This window comes from Butyrivibrio sp. YAB3001, from assembly GCF_900112195.1.
In the GTDB taxonomy this organism is placed as follows: Bacteria; Bacillota; Clostridia; order Lachnospirales; family Lachnospiraceae; genus Butyrivibrio.
In genome coordinates this window covers 1-21,141 of the sequence record NZ_FOKR01000032.1, presented here as the reverse complement: position 1 = coordinate 21,141, position 21,141 = coordinate 1, and the positions used below count along the sequence as shown (strand labels likewise).

Sequence of the window (21,141 nt, the reverse complement as noted above, 5' to 3'; positions counted from 1 at the left end):
GTCGTCTTTTATCTTCTGAAACTCTGACGAAGCCGCAGAAGGCAAGACAGTATTTGATTCAGAGGTCTCACTTAACTTGCCAGAATTACCAGAATCAGGCTTACCTGCCTGCTGAGCAATTGCTATCTTTAACTCATTCTCCAGCTCTTCATTTTCATCAAGTCTTGCTAAAAAGACTTCCGGGCTAACACCATAAAGTTTTGCCAGAATATTAAGTTTATCAGCAGACGGAATTATCCTTCCCGTTTCATAGGCAGAATACGTAACGCTCTTAACTCCTAAAAGCTTTGCAAGATCCTTTTGAAACCTACCTGAATCCTTCCTCATCTGCTTTAATAGCTCTGCTAAAGACATATTCCCTTTTTCTATGGTTTTTCGTGGCATAGTCCGTACCTCATATAAAATAAATAAGAATATTATTTCCTTATATAGATTCATAGAAATATAAAATCCCAACACAAAGCAATTTGATATCTCATTTTGCTTCACATTGGGATTATATGAAATATATAAAAATGTTATCAGGAATTATTCCTTCTCACTTGTGATACTATTAAATAGTTTAAGCACCACATCCTTCGAAAGATCCGTAACTTCAGATACATAGTCAACATCACTTCCTCTTTTTAGAAGCTTCTTGGCAATCTTTACAGCAGCCTCATCATAAATAAGTTTCTCAACCTGCGTCATCATCAGTGCCTCCTTAATCTTCTCTGCATCTTCACTTCTAATTATCTTATCAGTAAAGACCACGAGACATTTAAAAACAAACGTCCTTGCATTCTCATCTTTAATTTTTCTAACAAGTTCTATAACCTTCCTTATGGCATTCTGCTTGTCCTCAATCTTGGCAAAAATAAGCGGATAAATAATTATCTCCATTATCTCTCTTGAGCCAAGCATGCCACTACTCTCAACCATAAGAGTAGCCCTGTTCCAAATATCGTTAGCATCAAGTTCTGAAAGAAACGCCTCAGTTATAGAAAAAGCCCCACACCCCAGATTCATAACAGGCTGCGTACTCCCTCTTCTAACATCTCCTGTGTAAAGAACAAGCATCCTAATCTTGGGATATTTCTTATGTTCATTATACAGTCTCTTTGTAACACGAACAATGTAGCTCATATACTTGATCATGTTTGAACGCTTAAACTCGCTTTCATAATCTACGATCATGTAACTGCCATCTTCAAGATAAAAAAGATTATCCATCCTAAGCTCATTTGCTTCAATCGCAGGCAGATTAGTCGGCTCAGTCCTTACTATGTCCGGTAAATCAACACCATATACAGAAAAGCTCTTGCCCTTAAATTCCTCAGCTATTATTTTGGCAAAAACATCCTTGTTCTGGTAAACTATCTCTTCTCCTTCTTCTGATTTTAATTTCTTGCGTTTATCTCCATCTTGCTCCTTTCTACTACATGAAAAAGCAATCAGATGAACAAAAACATAAATATCTCAGAATTAGAAAAAGAACTAAAACCTTAACATAAACAAATGTAACTCTACAAAACCAAATGTCTGTGGAATACTTGGACGAATTGTCCTGATGTCTATCTTGAATGCATTCTCATGCAATATTTGAATTTGCTGATAAAACCAGCAAGCAAATACTAAGATAGCACATCTTAATATATGTGTAAAGCAAAATCAGATATAAAATTGTCAAGGAACAATATTAAATTATTAATCTTAGCCTCACAAATTACTTAAAATAATAAAAATTTTGATGCTTGATGCACTATCTCATCAAAAAATCTTTTAAGCCTTTGTCTGTACATTTTATTCCAATTTAATAGGCGGGTTCTTGTTCCAAAACCTAGAACAATCAAGTGATTATTTACCAAATTCCAGATAAATTTTCTCAATGATATCATTATCAATTGAACAATCAAATTTTCTAGCAAAAAGCATTTCACTTTCTGCTAATTCATTGAAATCATCTTTTCGAAATACATATGGTCTACCTCTATTCCAATCAATATGCCTCATTATTGCATGTAAATCATTATCATATTCCTTATGAAATAGCGAATCCTTAAACGTAGAATTATAAACTATTGTTTGTAAAAAAACCTCATCACAACAATAGGTGTATTTGAATACCCTTTTAATCCATTTCTCATTGCCTATCACATATCGTGCCAAATCATCTGTAATACTGAACCAATTTGTACCTTTTTGAAAAACTATATTTTTATTCCTTCTAATCCCAACTAAGTTCTGCAATAATACTAATCCCTTGTTTAAGTACCAATATATATTTTTCCTTCTACCACATAACTCTTGAAAAACATACCAATATCTAACTCTTTTTAACTCATCAAATTCAGCTGAATAAAACCTAATAAATTCTTTCCCATTATATTTCTCAAAAAAATCATATATATATTCGGTGTCTTTTATAGGTAGATCTTCACCACTTATTAAATGATAGTACCTATAATGTCCATTACTACAGGCTTCTTTTAATAGAACCAACTCTGAATTAATCTGTGAATAAGCTCCCCAAGTAACCTTTGTTCTTTCAGTATAAAAAATTTTAGAAAACGACAATTGAGGTATGTCTTGATCAGGATTAAATTCAGTGCATTTTGCATCCATATGCAAATAAATATCATTCATAGGATAATCAAGAATGCTAATGAGTGCTTGTAATGTTTTGTCATTTTTGTATGCAATTATTAAAAAGGCATCCTTATTCATCGTTTCATATACCACCACACCGCAATAAAAATATAAAAGCCCACTATTAATACTAAGTCCTGCGTGTAAGCATTTCTTTGAATATTTATGTGATGATACCCGTTCTAAAGCTATTGTGGAAATTACACAGATTTTAAGACTTTTAAAAGATGATCAGATTAATGCATTACATACTATTATTACCAGATTAAAATAAAGCTGCGGGCTTTCCACAACATGAAAAGCTCACAGCTTTTTATTTTTCTTCTATTTACTTCTTATTAGAAAACATATCATTATATATTTTCATTACTTGATCAAGCGGATAATTACAGAACGCCGAAATATCCTCTGGTTTTCTTCCTAGGGCGAGCATTTCTGATATCTTATCTCTGTCGCGTTTCTCTATGCCAATTCTTTCGCCCTTTTGTATACCTGTAGTCTCTGCTTCTTGCAATTCATCAGCCATCAATTCTCTAAGTGCTTCACACATTTTACTTTCCCCTTTCAGTCTTTCAAATATTTCTCTATTTATTCCAACACTTATCTGAAGAACAGCATCTGCACTTCGCTTGTCTCCCGATTCAGTAAAACTATTTGCTTCTTTCAGGAACTGTCTCACAATCTCTTCCCTGGCATTATATGTCATAATCGAGATTGCATTAAGCTCTGAATCTTCCAGTTCATTTATTGCAATTATATTTACCGGGATATTTATTATTCCTTTTATGTTATAGACCCCTGGAAGATTTGATACTATTACTATTCCTGAATTTTTAAGCTGATGGAACAGCTTGACCGGCTTTCTTGCTCGGAATATAAATAAATTCAGCCTGGCATTATTATATCTAACAAGGTCATAGTGTCCTATAATAGCTGGCTTTTTGGCAATTACATAGTCATACCCTTCCATATCAGCGCAGCTAAGCATATCTCGCTCTGCGCCCAAATAAATTGCCATGCGACCCTCGTATTCCTTTTCAGTTCGCACTGACTGGCACTTTTATCTAATTCTTATAGTTCCGTCATAATAATATGTAACCATCTTCAACCACCTTTACTCTCAATATAAATACATCTTACAGTTTTTATGAGGAAAAATCAGCAATTCCAGCATTTTAGAAAAAATTTATTTTTTCCTTTAGGTTTGTTTTAGGTTTCATATGGTATTCTTCCTTCAACAAGAAACAAACAGCTTTAAGAAATGAGGATATAAAACAATGAAAAGAATCACAGTAAAGAAACTTATTCCTTATGTATCAATAATGCTCATGTGCATATCAGTATCAGCTTGCGGCCAGAGCACAACAACTTCTACCACTACAGAAGAAACAACAATATCAGCATCCACTGACAATCAGCCTCAGAGCGAAGCTCCTGAAAAGCCTGATGGAGAAGCTCCCAGCGGAGAAGCACCTGGCGAGCCACCTAGTGGAGAAAAGCCAGACGGAGCTCCCGGAGATGCACCAGGCGGCGGATTCGGCGGAGGCGGAATGAGTAGCGCTGACATAGATTACACAGGCGCTGTAGAAATCTCAAGCGCTGACTCTCAGGATGGCCAGACCTACGAAAGTACTACAGCCGATGAGAGTGCTCTTTTGATTGCAACAAGCGATGATGTAACAATATCAAATGCAACTGTAAATAAGACCGGTGACTCAGACGGCGGAGACAATTGCAACTTCTACGGACTCAACGCTACCGTTCTGGTAAAAGATGGATCAACAACCACTATTACCGGTGCAACAATCACATCTGATGCAGATGGCGCTAACGGTGTATTCTCATATGGTGGAAATGGCGGCCAGAACGGCGCTGACGGAGATGGAACAACAGTTATCATCTCAGATTCTACAATCACAACAAAAGGTGATGGTTCCGGAGGCATCATGACAACTGGCGGCGGAATCACCAAAGCTTCAAACCTCACCGTTGAAACCAGCGGACAGTCATCAGCTGCTATTCGTACAGATCGTGGCGGCGGAACAGTAACAGTAGATGGCGGAACCTATACAACCAACGGTCTTGGCTCACCTTCAATCTACTCAACAGCAGATATCACCGTTTCCAACGCAACACTTGTTTCAAACCTTTCAGAAGCAGTATGTATTGAAGGCATGAACTCAATCACCCTTGTAGACTGCGACATGACAGCCAACAACACCAAGACTAACGGAAATGCTACATTTTTTGACACCATCATGATCTACCAGTCCATGTCAGGCGATGCAGACAGTGGAACTTCAACCTTTGATATGACAGGGGGCAGCCTTACCAGCGAGAACGGTCACGTTTTCCACGTAACAAACACTAACGCCGTTATTAACCTGAACAATGTAAAAATCACCAACAATGATTCTGATAACATCCTTCTCTCTGTCTGCGATGACGGTTGGAGCGGTGCCGACAATATCGCAACTGTAAACGCAGTAAATCAGACTCTCGAAGGAACAATACTTGTAGGAAGCAACTCCACTCTCACTCTGAACATCACTGAAGGATCCAATTTTACCGGATCTATCAGCGGTATGATTACAAATTCCAAGGGCGATACAGTTTCTACAGAAGTAGGCGAAGTAAATGTAACCCTCGATAAAAACAGCACTTGGACTCTGACAGCAGACACCTATATCACATCCTTTGACGGAGATATCTCTAACATAATAAGCACCGGCTACACTCTGTACGTTAACGGAACAGCAATCAACTAAAACAATTACTCCCCCAAACGGCGCAGCTATCATGTATGGCTGCGCGCTTTACATTCTCTCTGCCTTCATTTTTTTCTTTTTTTCATACATATTTGCATCGGCCTGTTCAAAGACCTCACTAATAACTGAATTGGCTATACCGCGCGCCATGCCAGCGGCTATGGTAACATCTCCACGCAGTTTGTTTTCATTGTTTCTTTTCTCAATAATTCCCATCAGATAGTCTATCTCTTCGTAATCCTTTCCTTGCGCGATAGAAACAAACTCATCACCACCAATTCTATACACGGGACTATGTGCAAAGGTTTCACAAATAATTCTGCAGCCGTTTCTGATATATTCATCGCCCTTTTTATGTCCAAAATTATCGTTTACATACTTAAGGTCATTAAGATCAAAAACTATTATTGCAAACTTCTGAATTTTGCCCAACTTAAGCGAGTCTGCCAGGCTTTTTTCAGCCAAAGCATAGGCATGTTTATTCTTAACCCCCGTAAGTTCATCTTTTTGTGCCATATCCTCAGCAACAGAAAGATTTTCAGCATACTCTTTATCTTTTTTTACCTGAGCATCAATATTCATAATACCAACAATAAGCTTTTGTTCCTCGTTTTCTGTTATAATGACGGCCTTGTGCATGAAATATGTTGGATTTTCATCAACAATCAGTCTGTATCGATATTCAAAGAAGCCATTTTCTGCTATTTTCTTCAGAATATTCTCCTTCTTGATATTTTTCTTAACCCCCTGCAAGTCATCCGGATGTATTACATCCTTTATTCGTTTCTGAGTCTCGGCAAAAAAATCCTCTCCGCCCTGATTTTCACCAATAAATCTTTCTCCCTTAACTGTTTTATACACTGTATAAGAATTATCCAAAAGATTTATAGTATAGATAGCAAAGAAATCTCCGGAAAGAGCTGCTATTCTGGAAAAAATAGTTCGTTCCTTCTGCAAAGACTTAAATGCCTGTTGCAGCTTAATCTGCCTGTCAACGCTATTAACTCCGATGATTATCTGCCTATCATTGTTTTTGTCGCGTACTGCCTTAAAGCTTACATAGCGTGTACCCATTTCATCTTCTGCTCTGTAAGTAATGGAAAAAACACCCTCTTCAGCTATCTGTTTTAATATATTCTCTTTAGTACAGAGCTCATTGAACATCTTTCTGTCTTCATGATATGTCCTGCCCACTACATCATGACTTGCATCATAAAAAAAGTCCTCTCCGGTCTTTTCTACTGTAACACCACGGTTAACTCCATCCGCATGATATTCAACATAATTATTGGTCTCAATATCAACAATGTACATTGCGACATAATCATCGGATAACGACCTTACAATGTAATTGTAGGATAAAGAAGTTAAACTCTTTGATGAATCATTTACAGAAATAACTTCAAAAGCCACTGCCGCACAGCCAGTGACAGGATTTTCAGCTATTTTTTGTATCATCAGATTCACCATTTTACCTGTTGGTGTCCTATCCTCGATGATAAACCTCTCTTCAGAACGTATACATTCCCTGATTCTTGATAAGACATAGCCTCCAGGTGCATCAAGCTGTGAACTTATACTAGCGCTTCTAATTTCTTCTTTTCCCGGAAAATAATCACTAATAAAGCTGGTACACGCATTATTTATCCGGATAACCCGGATTTCTTCTTTATCTATTTCCATAATTGCGATAGGAGTTTCATCATTTATGTCGTCATTATCTTTAAAATTAGACAAATCATGGATATTTATTCTATCAACCTGCGAATAATAAGCATCTTCTCTGGCATCCTCTATTTTGAGTAACTGCTTATTTTTTATTGCATAATCATAAAGCTCTGATGTAGATACGGGTTTGCTATAATAAAATCCCTGAAGCTTGGCGCACCCAATATCCCGCAAATAATCTACCTGTTCTTTACTTTCTACACCTTTGGCAATGACATCCATGCCTATTTTGCGAATCTGTATAAACTGCTCCCATATCAAATCTCCTCAAAAATATAGATACACTATATTCATATTTATAGTGTATCTATATCAATTCAATATATCAATCCAGAGTGATGAAGGACTGATTGAATATAGGAAGAGTCATTTCAAGATTTTATCGTAAACGACATAAGTATTACCTGATGTCGTCTGCGGCACAGGATTTTGGTCACTGAAAGTGGAATGTCTCCTTACAAAATATCTATATGCTCACCCGCAAGGGCTTTGTTCATGCTTCGCACAGCACAGAATTTGCCGCACATTGAGCAGGTATCATCAAATTCCGGGGCTCTGTCTGCTCGAATGGATTTTGCTGTTTCGGGGTCTATTGCGCATTCCCACTGTGTATCCCAGTCAAAATCTTTTCTGGCATCAGCCATCTTGTTATCAATATCCATGGCATGGGGAATCTTCTTTGCTATGTCAGCTGCATGGGCTGCAATCTTTGATGCGATTATTCCCTGCTTTACATCATCAACATTTGGAAGTGCCAGATGTTCTGCCGGAGTAACATAACACAAAAATGCCGCACCTGCTGCCCCTGCAATTGCTCCACCTATGGCAGATGTTATATGGTCATACCCGGGCGCAATATCAGTTACAAGGGGCCCTAGCACATAAAAAGGAGCTCCCATGCATATGGTCTGCTGCATCTTCATGTTCGCTTCAATTTGATCCATTGGCATATGTCCTGGGCCTTCCACCATGACCTGAACATCTTTTTCCCAGGCTCTTTTTGTAAGTTCGCCAAGCCTTATAAGTTCCTCAATCTGGCAGACATCGCTGGCATCGGCAAGACATCCCGGTCTGCAAGCGTCGCCAAGAGAAATTGTCACATCGTATTCGCGGCAGATATCAAGAATCTCGTCATAGTATTCGTAAAAAGGATTCTCCTGCCCTGTCATGCTCATCCAGGCAAATACAAGTGAGCCTCCCCTTGATACAATGTTCATTTTGCGCTTATGCTTTTTTATCTGATCTATGGTCTTTCTGGTAATCCCGCAGTGAAGTGTCACAAAGTCAACACCATCCTCGGCATGAAGTCTTATAACATCGATAAAATCTTTTGCAGTGAGCTCTGATAAATCCCTCTGATAATGGATAACGCTGTCATACACAGGAACTGTTCCAAGCATTACAGGGCATTCCTCCACAAGTTTTTTTCTAAAAGGTTGTGTATTGCCATGTGATGAAAGATCCATGATTGCATCAGCCCCCATATTAACCGCTGCCATCACCTTTTCCATCTCAATGTCATAATCCTTGCAGTCTCTTGAAACGCCAAGATTTACATTTATTTTCGTCTTGAGCATAGATCCAACTCCCTTAGGTCTCAGGCACTTATGGTTTTTATTTGCGCAGATAGCAACCTGCCCCTTTGCCACCAGGTCTCTGATTTCCTCGGCTGTTCTGTATTCCTCCCTGGCCACCTGCTCCATTTGACTTGTTATTATTCCTTTTCTTGCTGCTTCCATCTGTGTTGAGTAGCCGTTCATGTTATTCCCCTTTTCTTTTTCCATATTTATGATGTCAGAGTCAGAAGTCTGAACCTGACTTTATATCCTGACGCAACGCCAATTTTGAATTTTGCATCATTATGCAAATATGACATTTAAATCAGTCCGCATCGATTTTCTTACATATACGATGATATAGCGGTCCTCTTCCTTGCCCCATGTCAAGTTCTTTTTCAATACAGGCCTGTAGATACTTCCTACCCTCTCTCACCGCATGTTCAAGTTCCAATCCCCTTGCCAGAAAGCATGCTATAGCGCTTGATAAAGTGCATCCCGTTCCGTGAGTATTTGGATTATCGATTCTTTCACCCACTATCCATATGGGAGAATTATTACCGGCTTCAAGCAGTAAATCCTCAAGTTTCCCTTCCTTATAAAAAGAACTATGTCCTCCTTTTATGAGTACGCTGCATCCAAATCTTCGAACAAACTCCCCTGCTGCCTCTTCCATTTCTTCCTTAGAAGCTATTTTCATTCCCAATATTTTTTCAGCCTCAGGAATATTAGGCGTAACTAAAAGACATCTATTAAAAAGTTCATTTTTCATAAAAGACCTTGCTTTTTCAGCAGAAAGTTCCGTTCCCGAAGTTGAGCTAAGAACCGGATCAAGCACGACTTTTTTCACCTGATACTCATCAAGTATCTCAGCTACTGTCTCCATAACTTCAAGGTCAGGAAGCATCCCGATTTTCACAGCATCAGGATAAATATCATCAAACACTGCTCTGAGCTGCTTTTCCACCATTTCTCTTCCAATAGGAAGAACAGCGCTTATCCCAACGGTATTCTGTGCTGTAAGCGCAGTTATCACGCTCATACCGTATACATCAAGCGCCTCCATGGTCTTAAGGTCTGCCTGAATTCCGGCTCCTCCTGAGGAATCGCTGCCTGCAATTGTAAGTACTGCTTTTTGTATCATGCTTTTCATCCTTTGTTGTCACATAATTATGCTAATATTCGTTGGAACAGTTCTTTAGCTGCTGCCTCTGAGTCATCCGCCTTCATGATTGCAGATACAACGCAGATTCCTGAAATCGGCACTCCCTGTAATATGTCAATATTGTCCTTATTAAGCCCTCCTATGGCATTTACCGGAAGCGACACCGCTTCGCAGATTTCACGCAGCGTATCCACCGATGTAAGTACTGTTTTGACCTTTGTAGTGGTCGGATAGATTGCTCCAACCCCAAGGTAATCTGCGCCGTTTCTCTCCGCTTCCAGAGCCTTAAGAACAGTCTTAGTCGTAGCTCCTATTATTTTTTCTTTTCCCAAAAGCTTTCTTGCAATGTCCACAGGCATGTCACTCTGCCCAAGATGAACGCCCTCCGCATCAATGGCCATGGCAACATCAATCCTGTCATCGATAATAAGCGGAACGTTATACTTTTTGGTAATCTCATGAACCTTTATAGCAAGTTCGAGATACTCCCTTGTGGTCTTATCCTTTTCCCTGAGCTGAAGGATCGTAACTCCGCCCCTTATGGCAGCTTCAACCCTGGATAAAAAAAGATCTTGCGTCATCCCCGTGCTGTCCGTCACCAGATACAATTTCAATCTCGCTCTGTCTAAATTCCCCATTTACTCCTCCAATTCTGCATTTAACGATATTTCATCCAAAAGGCTGCAAAGGTAACTACCGCTTCCAACTCTTTTGGTTCTTTCGGCTATTTTTTCATAGGCACGTTCACCTGTAATCCCAAAGAATGCGCAGGCCAAAACTATAAGATTTCTATTATTATGACCATGCTGAAACTCATCAGAACCATCTCTCTTCTCTTTTGCCGGCAAGATAACTTCGCAGGCGCTTTCAGTCCCATCGCCTTCATACTTATAAATCTGTGCATATTTTTGTAACAGTTCCCTGTTATATACGCTCCTACCCAAAAACGCAGCGCATATTGCTCCCAGCATGCATCCTGTTCCAGTTATTCTGCTCATATAGGGATGACCGTTTTTTATAAAAAAGACCTCTCCCCCATCTGCAACAATGTCTGTTTTTCCGGTTGCAAGTATCACTGCGCCGAGCTGTTTTGCCAAGGCCGTTGCCACTTTTGCAATGTCTTTTTCCATAAGTCTGCCATCAGCATCAACGCCAATTCCCTTGAATTTATCGTCGTACAAAGCCTTTATTTCCGAGTAGTTTCCCTTTATCAAAAGAAAACTCCTGCCTGATTCATGTTCCTTCATAAGCTCAAAGAAAAAGTCTCTTCTAAGCTGTGAGCAGGCAACTCCCACAGCATCTATAACAGCAGGAATCCCTTTCTCAAGCGCAGCCGCAAAAGAAATCTTCATAGACGCCATTCTTGTATCAGATATATTTCCGAGATTAAGCAAAAGAGCTGCTGCCGTATCAGTTATCTCTTTTACCTCCCCCGGATGTTCGGCCATGACAGGACTTGCTCCGAGGGAAAGAATCACGTTAGCGCAATGATTCATGGATATTGGATTTGTAATGCAGTGTATAAGCGCAGACATTTATGCCGCCTTCCGTCCGTGATGCTCATCATCACTCAGACTACTTTGAATTTTTGAAAGAACTCCTGTTTTTTTGAGCCTTAAAAGTAAAACAAAAGCAATGCTTCCTCCGATAAGAGTTCCACAGATAAAAGATGGTACATAGAAAAACCAGGTAAGTCCCTCTTTTCCCCACAGATATGTCATAACCGGATAAGACACTATCGCACCTATGATACCTGTTCCTATTATTTCCCCAAGAACTGCTGCAATAATCCTGCCTTTGGAAAGCTTGTAAAAGATTCCTGACAGTGCGGCTCCAAAAACAGCTCCTGTAAGTGCAAGTGGCGGTATTCCCATGATCATCATTCTTATTATCCCGATTAAAACCGCGCACAATATGGAATAGACAGGCCCCATAAACACCGCGCAGGTTATGTTGATAAGATGCGCCATTGGACACATTCCCTCAACTCGAAGTATCGGTGATATCACCACTCCAAGCGCAACAAACATTGCAAGTGTCACCATTTTGAGCAGATAGTTACTTTTTTTCATTTTTTCCTCTTTTCTTTCCCAGACATGATAGAGCAATCGAGTAGGAGACGATCAAGTCTACTACTCGCCGCGCGGCCCGCATGCTACGAAGTAGCTAATTTCATTATGCGGGCCTGTGCAAAAAAAACGGAAGCACCCAAACTGAATGCTTCCGCTAATATACGCATAGTTCCCCAGGCATCCCTACGTTGGCATTATCCAAATCAGGTTCTCGGTCGAAGGTCTCACCTTCCTCTCAGCCTGTATCACAAGCTCCCGTCTGTTATTTTTTCTTTAATTTATACACCTATTCACAGATAAGTGCAACTGTTTTTTGAATTTTCTGATTTATTTCGTAATTTCCTTAGAATTTAAACTTATTAACTTCAGTATCAAGCTGCTGCGCTATCTCTGAGTTCTCGTTGACAACTGCTGTATTTTCTTTCATGTTATCGGTAACATCATTTACAGCGCTTGCCACATTTCCGATGCCTCTTGCGCTTTCGTCAACAGTAGCAGCCACATCATCCATAGCATTTGATACATCATTCATGGAGTTCTCAATATTCTGTGAAGCTGCCTCCATGCTCTTTAACATCTCAGATATCTTCTGCGCATCTTCCTGATACTGTACACCGGTTTCCATAAGCTGCTGGTAGCCGCCAATTGTCTTTTCTCTTACAAAATCAACCATCTTGGTCGCTTCATCTGCAAGACCGCGTACATTTCCGATAACTTCATCAGAGATTATCTGAATCTTTCTGGCAGTCTCAGCTGAGTTTGTGGCAAGACCACTTATCTCCTCAGCAACAACTGCAAAGCCTTTTCCGTGTTCACCGGCTCTTGCAGCCTCTATGCTGGCATTAAGTGACAAAAGATTGGTCTGCGATGCAATCTGAAGGATAGTCTCAGTAAGGCCACTGATATTCTCAACTGCTTTGGACTTTTCAATGTTCTCATTAAGAGACTCTGTCATATCATCTGCTGCCCGCTTAGCTTCCTCTGTCTCACTCTCTGCTTTCTTGCGCATCTCAAGAGCTCGTTTTTCCATCTCGCCTGCGTATGCAGTGCCTTCCTGCACGCTGGTATACATATCCTGAACTTCTTCTTTGATCTTATTGGTTGATCCCTGCACCTGCTGAACAGAAGAAGATGTCTGCTCCATTGCCGCGCTCATTTCTTCCATAGTAGACGATACGCTGTGAAGCTGGTCAGTAGTCCTGGTCGCGGTATTGAGAGCTGAATCAACTGAGCCCGACAGCTTATTTGAACTATTGGAAATAGAGCTTACAACGCCTCGTATATATTCAAGAAGTTCATTTATACTGATGGCAATATCTGTAACCTCGTCATTTCCCTTAACAGGTATCTTCTGTGTAAGGTCACCATCATTGCTGACAAGCTCGCTGATCTTTTTATTGACAGCCTTAAGTCCTCTTGTTATGCCTCTTGCAAGGAATGTTGATACTACTCCTGAAACTGCACATAGGACAAGACCAATAACTACTATTGTCTCTATTATGGCATTAAGTGATTCTAACAAGTCATCAACAATTCGGTCGATTCCCAATGCTCCAACAACCTGTCCGGACTTATTCTTAATAGGTGAATAAGCAGTGATAAAGTGCTCTCCATCCATACCTGTTTCAATATTTCCGGATACATATCCTGTTGAACTCATAGCCTGTCTAACTTCACTCTTATACTTATCTTCAATCGGTTTTCCTATATCATATCCGTAATCTGCAGGCTGGGAAAGATAAACAATATCTCCGTTTCTTTCGCCTATCGTATAAATAGCATATAGATCTGCGCTCTGCAAAATCTCATCCATCTCTTCCTGAATAACAGTATTGGCATAGGAAAGATCTGACCCTTCTTCCAAAAGATCAAGAAGATTGCCGTTTATTTGACCGGCGGCAATCTTGCAGACTGCAAGTATATCCTGCGCAGCATTTCTAATATAGGTAATACGCACATATTTATATATACATATGCCCATTACAAGGCAGATAAGTACATTTATACACATACTACTTACCAGGATTTTCATCTTTATGCTAAATCTAGCACCTTTCTTTTCCTTCATGGGTCAGCCTCCTTATTCAGCATTCAAAGAAACAACTATAGCATCCGACATAAACGCTCCGTTATTTTTCTCAAACTCGCTATATGCAGTTTCTATATCCATGCCGTCTACTACCACCTTCTTTATCAGTTCTTTTTTAAGCTTCATCAGATCCTCGTAGTACAAAGAATAGGCCTGTGTACTATACGGAAGATCCGCCATAACACTGTTATTGTCAAACAGTTCCATGGCCTTTGCCTGTTTTTCAGATATGCTTGAAGCCCCTGGATCATTTTCCAAAGGAACTATCGCAAGCATATGGTCTATATGATTCTTGGCATATTTATCGTTATTTGGCTTGTAAGTCCAGAGTTCTTCTACTTCTCCGCCATCCATCATGGTTTCGATAAAATACTTGTAAACTCCCTCAGGATTTTTACATGCTGATGTGATACACCATACAGGAGCAACTCTTTCAAGATAACTACCGGTTTCAGCAAGAGGAGCAATTGCAACTATCTCGCCATCGACACCTGCATCTACAAGCTTATCTGACAATGTTTTTGCCCAGGTTCCTGCCCAATAGGTAAAAACACCAAATTTGTTTGCATAGAACTTATCTCTGCAATCTCCGGTGCCATTTTCAGCAATATCAGGATCTATGTAACCATTTGCATAGGCATCCCTGAGCCTTTGAAGAGCGCCCTTCATTGCCTCATCCATAAATCCGTCTGCCCAGGTTCCATCATCTTTTTGATAAAAAGAGGGATATGCATCCTGATAGAATTCAGGAAGATAATTGGTGTAAGGAGCTTCACCACTGATTATTCCTGCTGCCGATACGCCGTAGGTATCACCTTTTTTGCCATTCTCGTCAGGATCACCTTCAGTAAATGCCTTGAGCATATTTATGTATTCATCATAATTAGTCGGTACACCAAGGCCTACAGCATCAAGCCATGCCTTCTTTATGTAAGTAACACAGCCATTTCCTCTTGTAGGAGTCATGCCATAAAGTTTTCCGTTTATCTTTATCGCATCGATAAGGGCGCTCTTTCCTTCAGCCTTTATCTTAGCCTCAAGAGTAGACCCCGCATAATATGGTGAAATATCAGCAAGCATCTTGTCATAGGAATACTGGGTATAATATGCCGAACTTAATAGCACTACATCCGGAAGATTCTTTGATTCAAAGACATTTTTCACTTCATCATAATAAACATCATGTCCCGGCTGATTGATAACAAGATCTATGCCGGTCAAAGCTTCCCATTTTGCCTCAAACTCAGCCTGCCCATTCTCTGCATCTACCAATGTTCCATCAACCATCATCGTTATCTGCGCAGGCTTACCGGCCGCACTTGAGCCTCCGGATGCTTTCACTTCTCCGGACACACTACCGCAGCAGGTTACAAAAATAAAAACAGTTAAAACAATTGATAACAGCCGCTTAATTTTTATGTCCATAGCACCTCCTGAATTACAAAAAAACATTTCAGTCCATGCTATTATCTCGTTTTTTTTTACATAATAATAGTAGAAGCAGACTAATTTTATACTATTAATATTCTTTTTATAAAGTAATTAAAAACGCGAAAACAACAATCAAGTTGTTTCCGCGAATATAATCTTATGCAAGCAGTTCAACATCAAAAAAAGAAATGATATTGTCGCCCTTTTTGGCAACTCCGTATATCAGGGTTCTCTGACCTTTAAGAAACTGTGATGGTTCCATTATGTCATCATCAGGAATGGCTACTACTTCCTTGACTGAATCAACGATAAGTCCTACCTTTCTGTCATCATCCATTTCTGTAATGATAACTCTTGAATCAGCTGTAACAACATCCTCTTCAAGACTTATCTTTTTCCTAAGGCTTATGATCGGAATAACTTCTCCGCGCAGGCTGATGATTCCTTTATAGTGTGCCGGAGTCTTTGGAATCTTTGTTATTGTCGGCATGTTTATTACAGTATTTACGTGATTTACATCAATTCCATATTTTCCGTTGTTGACATCAAAGATAACATACTTCGTATCTCTCTTTTTATTTGTAACAGCCTTTGAGCTGTCTGAATTCATATCTGTTGTGGCAATCTCAAACTTATCCATTTCTTTACCTCTTTTTACGTTTTATAATAAAATTATGTAGGAATCAAAAGTAAATTCCTTACTGTGACTTAATGTGCATATTTCATGTTATAGGAGCTGTCATGTTTAATTCTTACTATTCAACCAAGGACATATGCCAGATCTTCGATATAGGAAGGGAAGCCCTTCGCCATTATGAAAGACAAGGGATTCTAAATCCCAAGGTTAATCCTGATAATGGTTACCGCCAATATGACTATTGGGATATCTGCATGATCATTGAAATACTGCGATATCGCTCTTATGGACTTTCAATCGCTGAAACAAAAAAGACTCTTTTTGATCTTGATTTTGAAAAAATAATCGAAAGCCTTGAGAAACATACCGAAGAATATACAAAACAGCTCATTCAGTATGAGCTTCTGTTAAAGAAAGCCAAAAGTGACCTTTTTTATATGCGCCGTGCAAAAGATGAACTGAACAAACTACTTGAGAATGAAACCCCGGATCTTTTTTTCATCCCATTTGCTACAACTCCTTCAAATGAATACTATGAATCCATGCGCACTGCCTTTAATAATTCACGTTTTTTTACTACTGCCATGAAAATCAATTATAGTAATGACAATATGGTTCTTGAAGGGCAGATTACCAATAAAGGCTATGCTGATTTTCTTGGGATTGATAAAGGAATTGTTATCAAATCCTCCCCCGCTGTTTTAAAAATGATCGATATTGAGGGCAGAAGAAAACCGGTTGAAGAAGCTGTCGTTGATAATTTCAGGGAAGAAATCTCTAAAAAATATTCCCGCTCCTTTGATACGATATACATTGCGTTAGTGACCAGGTTCTTTGACTCTGACAAAATGCTCCATCAGTACTATCTCGAATTTGCACTGTTATCATAGGTTAATGACCTGCTCTTTTCCTGAGCAAGTCATTAAGCCGTTGATCAAATTTATCCGGCAGCGCCAATTTCTTCATTTAGTTTAAAGAAAGAAATATCTCCATTTAATCTGTCAGCAATTACCTTTAAGTTGGATGCTGAATCAGCAAGGCTGCTTACTGTAGCAGAAAGTTCCTCGACAGAAGCACCTGTAGTTTCTGTTGCTGCCGCATTCTCCTCAGATATTGCTGAAAGAGATGACATAGCTTTTGACACGTTCATTGTTGAGCTTACGCAGATATCTGTTTCTCCTGAGATCTTCTCAACCCTGTCTACAGTCTTTTCAATATCAATAATCATTCCATTGACTGAGTCTATTGTGTACTCTAAAGCTTCCTGCTGCTTTTTGTTATCCTCAATGATAAGGTTAGCCGCCTGAACAGCTGATGCTGATTCTGTTAAAAGAGATTCCATAACAACCTGGATTTCTTTTGCAAGGCTCTCTGAATCATCTGCAAGCTTTCTGATCTCTTCTGCCACTACTGCAAAGCCCATACCGGCATCACCGGCTCTTGCTGCCTCAATTGAAGCATTAAGTGATAAAAGATTTGTCTGAGCTGCGATTCCTGAAATTCCTTCAACCTTTTCATTGATGGCTGCAACTGCATTCTGAGTTGCTGAAATCTTGTCAGAAATATCCACGATCATTCCTGCAACCTTCTCGCTTGACTTACGGAAGTCTGTCAAAGAACTGCTTGACGTCTCAGAAGCGTTCTTCATACGGTTTGCAAGACCATTAAGGTTATTGGTTGAATCCTGTACGTTTACCATAGCCTGTGAGATCATTCCTGCGCTCTCAGCAGATTCCTGCACATCCTTGGCCTGCTCTGATGCTCCGGCTGCGATATCCTGAACAGCATCAGCAACATTCTCTGTAGTAGCTGCGATCTGGTTTGCCATCACAGAAAGTTCCTCAGAAGAACCATTAACTGTATTAGATGATTCTTTGATGTGGCCTACGATTGTCTCCAGCTTTTCAACCACTGTATTGGAATGCTCTATCATCTGACCAAATTCGTCTGTACGACCAAGATATTTACTTATTCTTACAAATTCACCATTTGCAAGGGCTGCCAGAAGCTTATTTACTTCAAGAATAGGCTTTATAAAGCTGTTTGCCATGATTACTGAGATTATAAGAACTATAATGACCATAAAAAGGCCAACGCCTACTATTGTAAGAGCTGAATTTCTTGCTTCCTGAACAACTTCGTCAACATTTCTAGCAACGCATAATGTATAGCCTGAGAAAGGCTCTTTGGTATAACCAATGTAAAGATTTTCGCCGTTATGTTCTGCTGAATATACACCACTTATCTCCTCTGAAGTTTCAAATGGAGAACCTGAAAGATCTGTAGGCTCATCAGAAGCACTTATCTCATACTCAGAGTGAGCTGCCAGAGTTCCTGTCGTATCAACAAGGAAAGCTTCAAGGTCATTTGCTGCAAGGATCTTATGGAAATTGTTAAGGTCAAAGTTTCTGTGAATAACACCGATTACTTTACCGTCTGCATCGTCATATACAGGAACTGCAATACAGATCCCTCTTGCATCACTTCCGGCAAACTGTAATATACCGGATACATTTATCTGCCCTGAAAGAGCTGTTTGAAAATACTCTCTTTCAGAAATATTCATAAGTTCCTTGTCATCACTTCTGACAAGCATATTTCCTTCAGTATCGCTTATTACAATGCTGTTGCTATCCTGAAAGTTCTCATCGATCTTTTCCATCTGCTCCTTCATTTGTGATGCAGAAATATTTCCCACACCTTTAAGGAAAGCCACAGTAGAAGGTGCTGACGCAAGGCTTGTAAGAGCTGTCTTATTCTGTAAGAAAATAGTATTGACCTCAGCCTCTAGAGTCTTGGACTCCCATATCAGACTGCTCTTTGCATCCTCCTCTGCCTTACTTGCAGAATTTGAATAACTTATCTGAATTGCAACACCCAGGGGAATAATTGCAATTAAAAGCATAATAATTATCAGTTTCGTCTTAACGCTGCTTTTTGCAAAAGACAGCTTTTTGTCATTAGTAACATTTCTTTTCGACATTTTTTATTTTCCTTCCTATTCTGTCAAGCCTGAAAATACGATTTTTACTGGCTTTGACGATTTTGTTTTTCCTCAAAACAGGAGCCAAAGGTGATGAATTGTCATAGTATCCTGTACTGAATAGCTGATTTAAGGTAGCACTAATAAAGCATCCTCTTGTTTGCTCTATAAAGGCCTTTTTTCCTTTGATTAACTATGATGGCTAACCTTCCGTGTCTAAAGGGATCGTGTCCCAACTTCCTTCGTCCAGCCAATTCATACACCAAGTGCCAGCAAAGCTCCTACACAGGGTCATGCCCTAGGGATAAAACCACCGCCAGCTACAGCTCTTGTTTGTTGTCCTTTACTGACCAATCTACGCTTTGAATGGTACCGATAAGTCGGTGGACGCAATCCATCCTGTTGTAAGTTGGTAGCTATGTTATGCAGAAGACTCGCTCCTGCTGTTACTGGATTCCTCTCCGGAATCCTGACCAACCACCGATAAGTTTCGGTAGCTCGGCAGGATTCCGGAATATAATTCTTACTTATGCAGCCACTATTTCTGCTTCTTCAAATCTCTTGATATCATTAAGCATCTTCTGTGGATCGTAGGTGATTCCCTTCTTCAGGATTGTAAATATGATCCTAAGAAGCTTACATGCTATAACTATCAACGACTGCATCTTCTTTAGTGGATTTTTCGCTCTGGTAGTGTAATACTCATGTATATACTGGAATTCTGGAGCATGAGCCACTACCGATTTAGCTCCCTGAAACAGCCAGGTTCGCAGTTCTTTGCGTCCTCTATGGCTTATCTTTGTTTCGCCATTATGCTTGCCTGAACTGTTGGCTACAAGATTTAATCCGCTGAGTTTCTGTATTTCCTTTGCATCATCAAATCTTTCAATGTCTCCCATTGAAGATATGATTCCAGCCACTATGTTCTGTCCAAGTCCTGATATTTCAAGGATGTTCTCTGCATGGGGTATTTCCATACATTTTTCATTGATTGCAGCTTCAACTGTCGCAAGCCTCTCATCCAATGAGATGATATCTTCAACATGACACTTTACTGAATATCTGTCCGGCTCTGATCCTTCTTTCTTGCCTATGCTTACGCAGGCATACCTGAAAATCTCAGCAGCCCTGCTATAGCCGCGTCCTCTAAGCTTAGCCTTGTGCCATATATCTCTGATTCCATCTTCACCCAGCCTGATTATATCTTCTGGAAACGGTGCAACCTTAAGTATCTCCATTGCAAAGCTGCCATCTGTTTTCCCAAATGCGTCCTTATATTCAGGGAAGTAAATCTTCATCAGCCTGTGTAACCTGTTTATGCTGCGGATCCTGTTCTCAGCAAGCTGGCTCCTTAGAAGTGAGAGACTACGCAGATCAGCGTAGATGCCCTCCGGAAGATATGGCATACCGTAGTTTCCGTTCATAACAAGGTTTGCAATGACCTTGGGATCTTTTCTGTCATCCTTAAGCTGGCTGTTATCCTCGATTTCTTTTGTCTGTTTTACTGCATATGGATTTACCTGCACCACACTGATACCATTGCTTATCAGCCATGTTGCCACGCAAAACCAGTAATGACCTGTAGGTTCAAGTCCAAGTACTATCTGTTCCTTACCATTTACTGCAGCAAGGTCTACCATCCAAGCTTTTGCGGCTTCAAATCCTTCCTCGTTGTTAAGGAAAGAGAATGGCTTTCTGCTGAGTTCTCTGCCTTTTCTATCTATAGCCCTCAGATAGTGGGTTTCACTGCCTATATCGCATCCAACTATAAGCATGTCATCTGATATAAATGAGAGCTTGGCATTCTTATCAAACTTTCCTGATGTCTCCAGATCATGCCAGGTCTTAGCCTGCAATGTATTTAAGAGATCATCCACTCTGGTTTGTCTTTCTTCGGCAGATAAAGTATTTATCACCGAAAAGTTGTTGCTTACTTGATTTTTGTTGTTCTTTGCCTTAGCATTCATGTTAGATACCTCTCGTATTCTTGGATTATTACCAACTGCCAGGTCAGTAACAATCCAACTTTACTTGAGGTATTCTTTTTAGGTCAACCCCTGTTTATATCTTACAGGAAGCTCCTT

The 21,141-nt window shown here is 39.8% G+C and carries 17 protein-coding genes and 1 riboswitch; of the genes, 2 read left to right on the top strand and 15 right to left on the bottom strand.

Annotation, left to right across the window (positions count from 1 at the left end):
• From BM086_RS19445 to BM086_RS19430, 4 genes are all read right to left on the bottom strand, one after another.
• Positions 1-384, bottom strand: a 384-nt coding sequence (locus BM086_RS19445) for a helix-turn-helix domain-containing protein (protein ID WP_092331787.1), incomplete at its 3' end; no start/stop codon positions are given.
• A 144-nt stretch (positions 385-528) separates the two neighbouring features.
• Positions 529-1,212, bottom strand: coding sequence for a hypothetical protein (locus tag BM086_RS19440; RefSeq protein ID WP_092331783.1), 684 nt, complete (start codon positions 1,210-1,212; stop codon positions 529-531).
• A 624-nt stretch (positions 1,213-1,836) separates the two neighbouring features.
• A complete protein-coding gene (locus BM086_RS19435; protein WP_092331777.1) occupies positions 1,837-2,706 on the bottom strand; it encodes a beta-1,6-N-acetylglucosaminyltransferase in 870 nt (289 codons plus the stop codon).
• Positions 2,707-2,956: 250 nt separating this feature from the next.
• Positions 2,957-3,646 (bottom strand): hypothetical protein, encoded by a 690-nt coding sequence (locus BM086_RS19430; protein ID WP_092331774.1) that lies wholly within the window; start codon positions 3,644-3,646, stop codon positions 2,957-2,959.
• A gap of 259 nt (positions 3,647-3,905) precedes the next feature.
• Between BM086_RS19430 and BM086_RS19425 the strand changes: the two genes are divergently transcribed.
• Positions 3,906-5,396 (top strand): hypothetical protein, encoded by a 1,491-nt coding sequence (locus BM086_RS19425; RefSeq protein WP_092331769.1) that lies wholly within the window; start codon positions 3,906-3,908, stop codon positions 5,394-5,396.
• Between the two features lie 48 nt (positions 5,397-5,444).
• Here the strand turns inward: BM086_RS19425 and BM086_RS19420 are convergent, their stop codons facing one another.
• From BM086_RS19420 to BM086_RS19380, 9 genes are all read right to left on the bottom strand, one after another.
• Positions 5,445-7,385 carry a GGDEF domain-containing protein gene (locus BM086_RS19420; protein ID WP_092331765.1) on the bottom strand — a complete coding sequence of 647 codons (1,941 nt, stop codon included), beginning with the start codon at positions 7,383-7,385 and terminating at the stop codon, positions 5,445-5,447.
• 194 nt (positions 7,386-7,579) lie between these two features.
• A complete protein-coding gene (thiC, locus tag BM086_RS19415; RefSeq protein ID WP_092331761.1) occupies positions 7,580-8,884 on the bottom strand; it encodes a phosphomethylpyrimidine synthase ThiC in 1,305 nt (434 codons plus the stop codon).
• A 121-nt stretch (positions 8,885-9,005) separates the two neighbouring features.
• Entirely contained in the window at positions 9,006-9,824 is an 819-nt protein-coding gene (gene thiD, locus BM086_RS19410; RefSeq protein ID WP_092331756.1) for a bifunctional hydroxymethylpyrimidine kinase/phosphomethylpyrimidine kinase, read from the bottom strand.
• Positions 9,825-9,850: 26 nt separating this feature from the next.
• On the bottom strand, positions 9,851-10,483 hold the full coding sequence (thiE, locus tag BM086_RS19405) for a thiamine phosphate synthase (protein ID WP_092331751.1): 633 nt from the start codon (positions 10,481-10,483) through the stop codon (positions 9,851-9,853).
• Positions 10,484-11,380, bottom strand: a complete 897-nt coding sequence (locus BM086_RS19400) for a hydroxyethylthiazole kinase (protein ID WP_092331748.1) — start codon at positions 11,378-11,380, stop codon at positions 10,484-10,486.
• Complete coding sequence (gene thiW, locus BM086_RS19395; RefSeq protein WP_092331743.1) at positions 11,381-11,917, bottom strand: energy coupling factor transporter S component ThiW; 537 nt, start codon at positions 11,915-11,917, stop codon at positions 11,381-11,383.
• A 162-nt stretch (positions 11,918-12,079) separates the two neighbouring features.
• Positions 12,080-12,184: riboswitch (TPP riboswitch) on the bottom strand.
• Positions 12,185-12,260: 76 nt separating this feature from the next.
• Positions 12,261-13,985, bottom strand: a complete 1,725-nt coding sequence (locus BM086_RS19390; protein WP_092331739.1) for a methyl-accepting chemotaxis protein — start codon at positions 13,983-13,985, stop codon at positions 12,261-12,263.
• A gap of 12 nt (positions 13,986-13,997) precedes the next feature.
• Positions 13,998-15,431, bottom strand: a complete 1,434-nt coding sequence (locus BM086_RS19385; protein WP_092331735.1) for an extracellular solute-binding protein — start codon at positions 15,429-15,431, stop codon at positions 13,998-14,000.
• 163 nt (positions 15,432-15,594) lie between these two features.
• Positions 15,595-16,077 (bottom strand): chemotaxis protein CheW, encoded by a 483-nt coding sequence (locus BM086_RS19380; protein ID WP_242952278.1) that lies wholly within the window; start codon positions 16,075-16,077, stop codon positions 15,595-15,597.
• A 101-nt stretch (positions 16,078-16,178) separates the two neighbouring features.
• On the opposite strand from BM086_RS19380, the gene BM086_RS19375 reads away from it, so the two are divergent.
• Entirely contained in the window at positions 16,179-16,964 is a 786-nt protein-coding gene (locus tag BM086_RS19375; RefSeq protein WP_175560393.1) for a MerR family transcriptional regulator, read from the top strand.
• Positions 16,965-17,014: 50 nt separating this feature from the next.
• On the opposite strand, the gene BM086_RS19370 is transcribed toward BM086_RS19375, so the two are convergent.
• Positions 17,015-19,057, bottom strand: coding sequence for a methyl-accepting chemotaxis protein (locus tag BM086_RS19370; RefSeq protein WP_092331726.1), 2,043 nt, complete (start codon positions 19,055-19,057; stop codon positions 17,015-17,017).
• 527 nt (positions 19,058-19,584) lie between these two features.
• Positions 19,585-21,024, bottom strand: coding sequence for an IS110 family transposase (locus tag BM086_RS19365; protein ID WP_092321568.1), 1,440 nt, complete (start codon positions 21,022-21,024; stop codon positions 19,585-19,587).
• Positions 21,025-21,141 lie beyond the last annotated feature (117 nt).

What these genes read in the sequence shown, in the direction of transcription:
- BM086_RS19440 (WP_092331783.1), bottom strand. Translation starts at nt 1,212, where the DNA reads ATGGATAATCTTTTTTATCTTGAAGATGGCAGTTACATGATCGTAGAT.
- BM086_RS19435 (WP_092331777.1), bottom strand. Translation starts at nt 2,706, where the DNA reads ATGAATAAGGATGCCTTTTTAATAATTGCATACAAAAATGACAAAACA.
- BM086_RS19430 (WP_092331774.1), bottom strand. Translation starts at nt 3,646, where the DNA reads ATGGCAATTTATTTGGGCGCAGAGCGAGATATGCTTAGCTGCGCTGAT.
- BM086_RS19425 (WP_092331769.1), top strand. Translation starts at nt 3,906, where the DNA reads ATGAAAAGAATCACAGTAAAGAAACTTATTCCTTATGTATCAATAATG.
- thiC (WP_092331761.1), bottom strand. Translation starts at nt 8,884, where the DNA reads ATGAACGGCTACTCAACACAGATGGAAGCAGCAAGAAAAGGAATAATA.
- thiD (WP_092331756.1), bottom strand. Translation starts at nt 9,824, where the DNA reads ATGATACAAAAAGCAGTACTTACAATTGCAGGCAGCGATTCCTCAGGA.
- thiE (WP_092331751.1), bottom strand. Translation starts at nt 10,483, where the DNA reads ATGGGGAATTTAGACAGAGCGAGATTGAAATTGTATCTGGTGACGGAC.
- BM086_RS19400 (WP_092331748.1), bottom strand. Translation starts at nt 11,380, where the DNA reads ATGTCTGCGCTTATACACTGCATTACAAATCCAATATCCATGAATCAT.
- thiW (WP_092331743.1), bottom strand. Translation starts at nt 11,917, where the DNA reads ATGAAAAAAAGTAACTATCTGCTCAAAATGGTGACACTTGCAATGTTT.
- BM086_RS19390 (WP_092331739.1), bottom strand. Translation starts at nt 13,985, where the DNA reads ATGAAGGAAAAGAAAGGTGCTAGATTTAGCATAAAGATGAAAATCCTG.
- BM086_RS19385 (WP_092331735.1), bottom strand. Translation starts at nt 15,431, where the DNA reads ATGGACATAAAAATTAAGCGGCTGTTATCAATTGTTTTAACTGTTTTT.
- BM086_RS19380 (WP_242952278.1), bottom strand. Translation starts at nt 16,077, where the DNA reads ATGGATAAGTTTGAGATTGCCACAACAGATATGAATTCAGACAGCTCA.
- BM086_RS19375 (WP_175560393.1), top strand. Translation starts at nt 16,179, where the DNA reads ATGTTTAATTCTTACTATTCAACCAAGGACATATGCCAGATCTTCGAT.
- BM086_RS19370 (WP_092331726.1), bottom strand. Translation starts at nt 19,057, where the DNA reads ATGTCGAAAAGAAATGTTACTAATGACAAAAAGCTGTCTTTTGCAAAA.
- BM086_RS19365 (WP_092321568.1), bottom strand. Translation starts at nt 21,024, where the DNA reads ATGAATGCTAAGGCAAAGAACAACAAAAATCAAGTAAGCAACAACTTT.